This is a genomic window from Tardiphaga sp. (assembly GCF_028290785.1).
Taxonomy (GTDB): Bacteria; Pseudomonadota; Alphaproteobacteria; order Rhizobiales; family Xanthobacteraceae; genus Tardiphaga.
The window spans coordinates 1-8399 of sequence record NZ_JAQGJD010000165.1 but is presented as its reverse complement, the minus strand read 5'-3'; the positions used below and the strand labels follow the sequence as shown (position 1 = coordinate 8399).

Here is an 8399-nt window from a genome sequence, read left to right as displayed (position 1 = left end):
TCTCGATATGACAATAGCCGATGTGGCGGCCGGCCTTGTGGCCTTCCCAGATCAGGCTGGCGTCGTGGGTCTCGGCATATTTCTTCGCGGTGTAGACGAACGGCGCGTCCCAGCTCCAGCCGTCGATGCCGGTGAGGCGCACGCCCCTTTCCAGCAGGTACATCGTCGCCTCGTAGCCCATGCCGCAGCCGGAGATGACGTAATCCTGCTGGCCGTATTTGACGCCGGCGGAAGTGTTGACCACCACGATCTCCAGCGGGCTCAGCGTATGGCCGATGCGCTTCAGCTCGGCCTCGACGTCGGCGGCGGTCGCCACATAGCCATCGGGAAAATGCCGGAAGTCGAGCTTGACCCCGGGCTGCAGGCACCATTCCAGCGGCACCTCGTCGATGGTCCAGGAGCGCTCGCCGCGATTCATGGTCGGATGGAAATGATACGGCGCGTCGAGATGGGTGCCGTTATGGGTCGAGAGGCTGATCTGCTCCACCGCCCAGCCCTCGCCGTCTGGCAGGTCTTCCTTCTTCAGCCCGTCGAAGAACTGCAGCATGCGCGGCAGGCCCTGCTGATGGTCGATGTACTGGATGGTCGGATGGTTGCCCGGCGGATCGGCGGGAACGTCGTTCTGCAGGGGCACGGAGATATCGATGAGACGGCGGGCCATGGGGTTCCTTTGGTCGTTTTTTATTGAGCCATTAATGGCCGTCATTGCGAGGAGCCCTTGCGACGAAGCAATCCAGTTCTTACCGAGCTTGCGGCCTTCTGGATTGCCACGTCGCTTCGCTCCTCGCAATGACGTGGAGGGGTCGGTGCGTTACACGTCCTGCCGCACCACCTTGTTCTTCAGCACGCCGATCTTCTCGACCTCCAGTTCGATCTCGTCGTTGTGCTCGAGGTACCAGCCGAGTTCGAGGCCGCAGCCGTTACCGACGGTGCCGGAGCCGATGAACTCGCCGGGCATCAGCGTCTCGTCCTGCGTCACATGGGCAATGATTTCCTCGAACGAAAATAGCATTCCCTTCGTGACGCCCGTAGAACGCATCTTGCCGTTGACGCGGCATTCCATCTTCAGATTGTAGGGATCGCCGATCTCGTCGGGGGTGACGATCCACGGGCCCATCACATTGCCGCCGTCAAAGCTCTTGCCCTTGGCGGGGCCGAGCCGGCCTTCCATTTCCAGCCGCTGCGCGTCGCGCGCGGAGAAATCGTTGAAGATAGTGTAGCCGAAGATGTGATCCTTCGCCTTCGCCGCCGAAATGTTGGCGCCCTTGTTCTTGGTGATGATGCCGAATTCGAGTTCGTAATCCATCACACGGCTGTAGCGCGGCCATTTCACCGTGGTGTTGGTGCCCATCACGCTGAAGCGGTTGGTGATGTAGTAGATCGGCTGGCGGCGGTACACTTCCGGCAATTCGCCGAGCGGCTCGGCCTCGATCCGCGCCAGCTCTTCCATGTCGTTCTTCGCCCGTGCCGCGAGTTTCTGCTGGCCGCGCGGCGCCTGCAGGATGTGCAGCGGAAACGACATCCCGTCGCGGCACTGCCGCGGCTCCGGCACCGGGGCGAGAATCTCGGCGCCGGCGACGGCGACCGACAGCGATTCGTCGCCAGCATTCTTGTCGAACAGCGTGCGCGCCGCATCGAGCGCGGCTTCGCCGGCGTCGATCAGCGACAGCATCGAGGCGAAGGCCGGGTTACCGCCGTTACGGGCGGCAGCGGCGGCGAGGTCGAACAGTTGGCTGTCGTTGGAATGGACCAGCCCGACCTTCTGCTGGCCGCCGGCGCTATATGTCGCGAGTTTCACGTCCTTCTCCCTCTTGCTTTTGTTCTTCGATAAAATATAGGATCAAAAAAAATATCGATAAACAAGAGGCGATTCAAAATATCGCATTCAGGGAGGTGCCCATGAAGACGCTGGCAGGAGTTGCTTTGGCGGCCACGCTGTTCGCAGGTGCAGCACAGGCGCAGAACAAGCTGCAGGTTGGTTGCACTGCAACAACGGACTGCGCATCGGCGATGGTCGCGGTCGATGAAGGCATCTTCAAGAAGCACGGCCTCGACGTCGAGATGACGCTGATCGGCATCAACTCCAACATTCCCGCGGCGATCCTGTCGGGCTCGATCCAGATCGGCGGCCCGACCTCCACCGTGTTCCTGCAGGCGGTCGATGGCGGACTCGATCTCGTCGCGGTGGCCGGCGCGTCGGTCATGAACGCGAACTCCAATGCCAACATCACCGCCTTCGTCCGCAACGGCATCACCATCAAGGAGCCGAAGGATTTTGTGGGCAAGAAGGTCGGCGCGCCCGGCCTCGGCGCCTTCCTGCACGTGCTGTTCGTCAAATGGCTGGTCGAAAAGGGCGTCGATCCCAAGGGCGTGAACTTCGTCGAGGTAACCTTCCCGACCATGGCCGACATCATCAAGTCCGGCGGCGTCGATGCCGTGCTGACCGCCGAACCCTTCGTGACCCGCATGACCAATGCCGGCCTCGGCAGCATCGGCGCGCGCTACGCGGCCGAACTGAACCGCACCGAGCCGATCATCTTCTATGCGGCGTCGCGCGACTGGGCCGAAAAGAACCCGGACGTCATCCGGAAATTCCGTGCGGCGATCGCCGAGGCCGCGCCGATCGTCAATGACGACCGCGAGAAATCCGCGGCCTCGATTGCGAAATTCACCAAGCAGAGCATCGAACTGGTCAAGGCCTCCGCGCCGAACAAGTCGGAGCCGGTGCTGAAGGCCGAGCAACTGGCCTGGTGGATCGATATCATGGCCTCGCAGAAGATGCTGCAGAGCAAGGTCGATCTCAACAAAGTCATGCTGAAGTAGGACTGATATGGCGGACTCGACACAGCACAGCGCGGAGGTGTCCGGTGCGGACACGCTCAGCGAACGCGCCGCCAGTCTGGTCCAGCACGACATCATTGCCGGCAACCTCGCGCCCGGCACGCGGCTCGGCATCGTCGATCTCGTGCAGCGCTACGAGATCGGCGCCACGCCATTGCGCGAGGGCCTGTCGCGGCTGGTGTCGCGCGGGCTGATCGTCGGCATCGGCCAGCGCGGCTTTCGCGTCGCCGACATCAGCCGCGAGGATCTCGCCGACATCACGCGGATGCGCACCGTGGTCGAGATGGAGGCGCTGCGGCTGGCGATCCAGAACGGCGACGACGCGTGGGAGGCTGGCATCCTCGGCGCGCTGCACCAGATGCGGCGGCATATCGAACGCACCGGCGACGCCTTTCGCGAGGGCGCGGCGGACTTCGACCGGTTGCACAAGGGTTTTCACACCGCTTTGCTGTCGGCCTGCGGCTCGAAGCGGCTGCTGTCGGCACATTCCGACCTGTACGACCAGGCCTATCGCTATCGCCGCGTGATGATGCGCGGCTTCGACAGCGGCACGCGCTTCGTCGCCGCGCACCAGTTGCTCGCCGACCGCATCCTCGCGCGCGACATCAGCGCGTCCCAGGCCACGCTCGAGTCGCATCTGCACTCGACGCTGGCCTTTGTCTATCCGCCCGGTCAGGGAGATTGAACATGATCCTATCCGCCACCGCGCGTCCGCACCCGCCTGCCGCGGCCGTTTCGCCGGCGAAAGCGCAGATCGCGTTTTCCCATGTCACGCTCGATCTCGGCGGCAAGACCATCATCGAGGACGTCAGCCTCGACGTGAAGCCCGGCGAATTCCTCTGCATCATCGGCGCCTCCGGCTGCGGCAAGACCACCGCGCTGCGGCTCGCCGCCGGCCTGTATCAGCCGACCTCCGGCGATGTCACGTTCGATGGCGCGTCGATGCGCGCGCCGCGGCGCGACGTCGCGATTGTGTTCCAGGATTACGGCAAGGCGCTGCTGCCGTGGCGCACCGCCGCCGGCAACGTGTCGCTGGCGCTGGAGACCATCGGCATGCCCGCGTCGCAACGGCCGGCGCGGATCGACGAACTGCTCCACAAGGTCGGGCTGCCGAACCATGCCGGCAAATATCCGGCGGAGATGTCCGGCGGTATGCAGCAGCGGCTGCAGATCGCGCGCTGTCTCGCACAGGAGCCGAAGGCGCTGCTGATGGACGAACCGTTTGGCGCGCTCGATGCGATGACCCGGCAAGGCCTGCAGGACGAAGTGCTGGAATTGGTCGCGGCGAGCGGCGCCACCGTGATCTTCGTGACGCATGATCTGGAAGAAGCGATCTATCTCGGCGACCGCGTCATCGGCCTGTTGCCGCATCCCGGCCGTATCGGCATCGAACTCACAATCGACCTGCCGCGGCCGCGCGACCAGTTGACCACGCGCGAGCAGCCGGAATTCCTGCGCCTGCGCCGCGAATTGTTCGACTTCATCAAGGCGTCGGAAGCATGAGCGGCGAACGCTGGAAGGCGGCGGCGCTGCCGGTCGCGTTGCTGGTGGCGCTGGAAATCGGGGCGCGCGCGAGCGGCATCCAGAGCGACGCGCTGGCGCCGCCGAGCGCGGTGGCGGTGGCGCTGGCCGAGGCCTTTGCCGACGGCTCGATCATTGGCGCGACCAGAGACACGCTGGCCTCGGCGTTTGCGGGACTGCTGCTCGGCGGCGCCGTCGGGCTGGCGCTGGGCATCGCGCTCGGCATCTTCCAGCCGTTCGACCGATTGATGGAAGTGACGATCGAAGCGTTGCGGCCGATTCCGTCGATCGCGCTGCTGCCGATCGCGCTGATCGCGCTTGGCTTCGGCTATCGCATGGAGATCGTGATCGTCGCCTTTGCCTGCGTGTGGCCGATCCTGATCCTGTCGCGCGCGGCGGTGCGCAGCATCGAACCGCGGCTGATCGAGGTGTCGCGAGCGCTGAAACTGTCGCCCGGCGACCGGGTGCGGAAAATCATCGTCCCGGCGGCGCTGCCGCGGATCTTCCTGGCGTTCCGGCTGGCGGCCGGCATCGCGCTGATCGTCGCCGTCACCGTCGAAATCGCGATCAACCCGATCGGGCTCGGCGCCAGTATCATGACCGCGCAGCAGGCCCTGCGGCCGGATCTGATGCTGGCCTATCTCGTATGGATCGGGCTGATCGGCTACGCGCTGAATGCCGGCCTCGTCGTCGCGCAAAAACATCTGTTCGGGCCGGCGGCGCTGGCGGGAGAGGCGCGATGAACCCCGCGTTGCTGATGTGGCGCGCCGCCAGCTTTCTCGTCGCCGCCGGATTTGTCGGGCTGTGGCAACTCGTCGCCAATCTGAAGCTGGTATCGCCGGTGTTCCTGCCCGGTCCCGACCGCGCATGGGCCTCATTGGTGCGCGGCTTCACCTCGGGCGACCTGCTGGCGAAGACGATCGGCACGCTGGAGCACATGGCCTATGGCTGGCTGCTGGCGTCGATCGTCGGTATCGCGCTCGGCGCCATGATCGGCTCGTCGAAGGCGATGCGCAGCTACGTCGCGCCATCGCTGGAATTCTTGCGGCCGCTGCCGGTGTCGGCGATCATCCCGGTGGCGATCGCTTTGTTCGGCCTGACCCAGGGCATGGCGCTGTTCGTGATCGCGTTCGGCGCGATCTGGCCGATGCTGCTGGCCACCGTGCACGGCTTCGCCGCCGTCGAGCCGCGGCTCTACGAGGTGGCGCGCTCGCTGCACATGTCGCGCCTCGCGGTGATCTTCAAGATCGCGCTGCCGTCGGCCAGTCCCGACATCATCTCCGGGATGCGGCTCAGCCTCACGGTGGCGCTGATCCTCGCGGTGGTGTGCGAGATTTTGGCCGGGCTCGACGGCCTCGGCTACTGGGTGCTGCTGTCGGCGCGCGCGTTCCGCTCCGCGGACCTGTTCGCCGGCGTGATTTTGCTGGGCGCGATCGGCTATGTCACCGCGCAGGCGATGTCGATGGTGGAGCAGCGGTTGCTCAGGTGGCGGACGAGCGGGCATTGAGCGAAGTGATTTTGCGCAGGCGCTGATGGTCTCCCTCCCCCCGCACTTGCGGTGGGGAGGGTCGGCCGAACGAGGCGATGCAAGGCATCGCCGACGTGGAGGCCGGGGTGGGGGGCGCCCCACGCGCTGTAGCGTTTGTTGCGCCACCCCCCACCCGACCGGCCTATCGGCCGGCCACCCTCCCCACCGCGAAGACGCGGGGGGAGGGATAGAACCGCGTTCTACTTATTTGCCCCCGCAAACACCTTCGCGATCGCCGCCTGGGCATCGTCCTGGATCTGCCGCAGATGCTCCGGGCTGCGAAAGCTTTCCGCATAGACCTTGTAGACGTCCTCGGTGCCCGACGGGCGCGCCGCGAACCAACCGTTGGCGGTCGATACCTTGATGCCACCGAAGGCGACGTTGTTGCCGGGGGCCGCGGTCAGCGTCGAGGTCACCGGATCGCCGGCGAGTTCGGTCATCGCGATCTGCTCGGGCGACAGCTTCTTCAGCAGGTTCTTCTGCTCCACGCTGGCCGGGGCATCGATGCGCTCGTAATGCGGCACGCCGAACTCCTCCGTCAGCTTCGCGAAGCGCTGGCTCGGATCTTCCTTCGTCACCGCGGTGATTTCCGCGGCAAGCAGGCCGAGGATCAGCCCGTCCTTGTCGGTGGTCCAGACCGTGCCGTCGCGGCGCAGGAACGAGGCGCCGGCGCTCTCCTCGCCGCCGAAGCCGAACGAGCCGTTGCTCAAGCCATCGACGAACCATTTGAAGCCCACCGGCGTCTCGACCAGCTTGCGGCCGAGTTTCTTCACCACGCGATCGATGATGGCGCTGGAGACGATGGTCTTGCCGACCGCGGCGTCGCGGCCCCAGTTCGGGCGATGCTCGAACAGATAGGAAATCGAAGCCGCCAGAAAGTGGTTCGGGTTCATCAGCCCGCCGGAGCGGGTGACGATGCCGTGGCGATCGGCGTCGGTGTCGTTGGCGAACGCCACGTCGAATTTGTCGCGCATCGCGATCAGCCGCTGCATCGCGTATGGTGAGGAGCAGTCCATCCGGATCTTGCCGTCCCAGTCCACCGTCATGAAGCGGAAGGTGGGATCGACGACGTCGCTGACGATGGTCGCGTCGAGCTTGTAGCGCTCGACGATCGGCTGCCAGTAGTGCACGCCGGCGCCGCCGAGCGGATCGATGCCGATCTTCACTCCGGCGTTGCGGATCGCTTCCATGTCGACGACGTTGCCGAGATCGGCGACATAGGGCGTAATGTAGTCGTAGCGCTGCACGAAGCCCGATTTCAGCGCCCGCGACAGCGGCATGCGCTGGATGCCCTTGAGATCGTTCTCGATAAATCCGTTGGCCGCCTTCTCCATCAAGCCCGTGATGTCGGTATCGGCCGGGCCGCCGTTCGGCGGATTATACTTGAAGCCGCCATCCTCCGGCGGATTGTGCGACGGCGTCACCACCACGCCGTCGGCGAAGCCCGACGTGCGGCCCTTGTTGTAGGTCAGGATGGCATGCGAGATCACCGGCGTCGGCGTATAGCCGTCGTGCTGGTCGATCATCACATGGACGCCGTTGGCGGCGAACACTTCCAGCGCACTGACCAGCGCCGGTTCGGCCAGCGCATGGGTGTCGATGCCGATGAACAGCGGCCCGTCGATGCCGGCGCTCATTCGATAGTCACAAATCGCCTGGCTGATCGCCAGGATGTGGTTCTCGTTGAACGAGGTGCTGAACGCGGAACCGCGATGGCCGGAGGTTCCGAACGCGACGCGCTGCGCCGGAATCGTCGGGTCCGGTTTGCCGGCGAAATACGCCGTGACCAGTCGCGGTACGTTGACCAGCAAAGCGGGGGCGATCGTCTTGCCGGCCAGCGGGCTTATATGGGCAGCCACATGAGTCTCCTTCGCACACCTGAAATCGGACCGCGGCGCAACGGCGCGCCGGCCGGACTTCATGGCATGTTTCGGAGGAATAATCAGCCCGCGGTGGGCCGAGGTCTTAGTTCCGGCGCGACGTCCGGTTGGCCGCCCAGGCCACCGGCGCGGCAAAGCACAGGAACATTAGGACGACTGCGGACAGGACCAGCATGCTATCGAGAGGCATTTCGTTCTCCATGGGGTGATGGAGAGAGGTTAGCCCGGGCGATATCGGCCGCTTTGAGCTGCATCAAAAATCGAAACGGCCGCGATTCACGCCGCCGCTATTTCATCCAGCCGGCCGGTGCTGAGCAGGCGGACGCCATCGGGCACTACCACGACGACCTTCTCGCGGGCGAGCTTGGTCAGCGTGCGGCTGACGGTCTCGATGGTAAGGCCGAGATAGTCGGCGATGTCCTGCCGGCTCATCGGCAGCGGCACCGTTACCGTCATCGCGCCGATCCGGGCGTAGCGCGTCTGCAGGTTGAGCAGGAAAGCCGCGACCTTTTCTTCCGCCGTGCGACGGCCGAGCAGCAGCATCTGGTCCTGCGCCAGGCTGAGTTCGTGACCGGCGAATTCATGCAGCCGCCGCAGCAGATGCGGCTTGCCCTCGACATAGGCGACAA

Annotated in this window: 9 protein-coding genes; 5 read left to right on the top strand and 4 right to left on the bottom strand. The window is 65.0% G+C overall.

Annotated elements, in window-relative coordinates; translation table 11 throughout:
- Both JWR89_RS09740 and JWR89_RS09735 read right to left on the bottom strand, forming a co-directional pair.
- Positions 1–661 (bottom strand): cyclase family protein (locus JWR89_RS09740; protein ID WP_299714950.1); only part of this gene is annotated, 661 nt, incomplete at its 3' end.
- 150 nt (positions 662–811) lie between these two features.
- Complete coding sequence (locus tag JWR89_RS09735; RefSeq protein WP_299714947.1) at positions 812–1798, bottom strand: fumarylacetoacetate hydrolase family protein; 987 nt, start codon at positions 1796–1798, stop codon at positions 812–814.
- A gap of 101 nt (positions 1799–1899) precedes the next feature.
- Here JWR89_RS09735 and JWR89_RS09730 point away from each other — a divergent pair, with 101 nt between their 5' ends.
- The 5 genes from JWR89_RS09730 to JWR89_RS09710 are packed head-to-tail and all read left to right on the top strand — an operon-like array spanning position 1900 to position 5869.
- Complete coding sequence (locus JWR89_RS09730) at positions 1900–2823, top strand: ABC transporter substrate-binding protein (protein WP_299714942.1); 924 nt, start codon at positions 1900–1902, stop codon at positions 2821–2823.
- A gap of 7 nt (positions 2824–2830) precedes the next feature.
- Positions 2831–3526: an FCD domain-containing protein gene (locus JWR89_RS09725; RefSeq protein ID WP_299714940.1), complete on the top strand. Its 696-nt coding sequence runs from the start codon at positions 2831–2833 to the stop codon at positions 3524–3526.
- A gap of 2 nt (positions 3527–3528) precedes the next feature.
- Entirely contained in the window at positions 3529–4344 is an 816-nt protein-coding gene (locus JWR89_RS09720; protein ID WP_299714937.1) for an ABC transporter ATP-binding protein, read from the top strand.
- A complete protein-coding gene (locus JWR89_RS09715; RefSeq protein ID WP_299714934.1) occupies positions 4341–5105 on the top strand; it encodes an ABC transporter permease subunit in 765 nt (254 codons plus the stop codon). The genes JWR89_RS09720 and JWR89_RS09715 overlap by 4 nt, the downstream gene beginning before the upstream one ends.
- Positions 5102–5869: an ABC transporter permease gene (locus JWR89_RS09710; RefSeq protein WP_299714931.1), complete on the top strand. Its 768-nt coding sequence runs from the start codon at positions 5102–5104 to the stop codon at positions 5867–5869. The genes JWR89_RS09715 and JWR89_RS09710 overlap by 4 nt, the downstream gene beginning before the upstream one ends.
- A gap of 221 nt (positions 5870–6090) precedes the next feature.
- Here the strand turns inward: JWR89_RS09710 and pgm are convergent, their stop codons facing one another.
- Together pgm and JWR89_RS09700 are read right to left on the bottom strand one after the other, a co-directional pair.
- Positions 6091–7749, bottom strand: coding sequence for a phosphoglucomutase (alpha-D-glucose-1,6-bisphosphate-dependent) (pgm, locus tag JWR89_RS09705; protein WP_299714928.1), 1659 nt, complete (start codon positions 7747–7749; stop codon positions 6091–6093).
- A gap of 297 nt (positions 7750–8046) precedes the next feature.
- Positions 8047–8399, bottom strand: a 353-nt coding sequence (locus JWR89_RS09700; RefSeq protein WP_299714925.1) for a helix-turn-helix domain-containing protein, incomplete at its 5' end; no start/stop codon positions are given.

Coding starts and splice junctions, on each gene's coding strand:
- JWR89_RS09730 (WP_299714942.1), top strand. CDS start 1,900: ATGAAGACGCTGGCAGGAGTTGCTTTGGCGGCCACGCTGTTCGCAGGT.
- JWR89_RS09725 (WP_299714940.1), top strand. CDS start 2,831: ATGGCGGACTCGACACAGCACAGCGCGGAGGTGTCCGGTGCGGACACG.
- JWR89_RS09720 (WP_299714937.1), top strand. CDS start 3,529: ATGATCCTATCCGCCACCGCGCGTCCGCACCCGCCTGCCGCGGCCGTT.
- JWR89_RS09715 (WP_299714934.1), top strand. CDS start 4,341: ATGAGCGGCGAACGCTGGAAGGCGGCGGCGCTGCCGGTCGCGTTGCTG.
- JWR89_RS09710 (WP_299714931.1), top strand. CDS start 5,102: ATGAACCCCGCGTTGCTGATGTGGCGCGCCGCCAGCTTTCTCGTCGCC.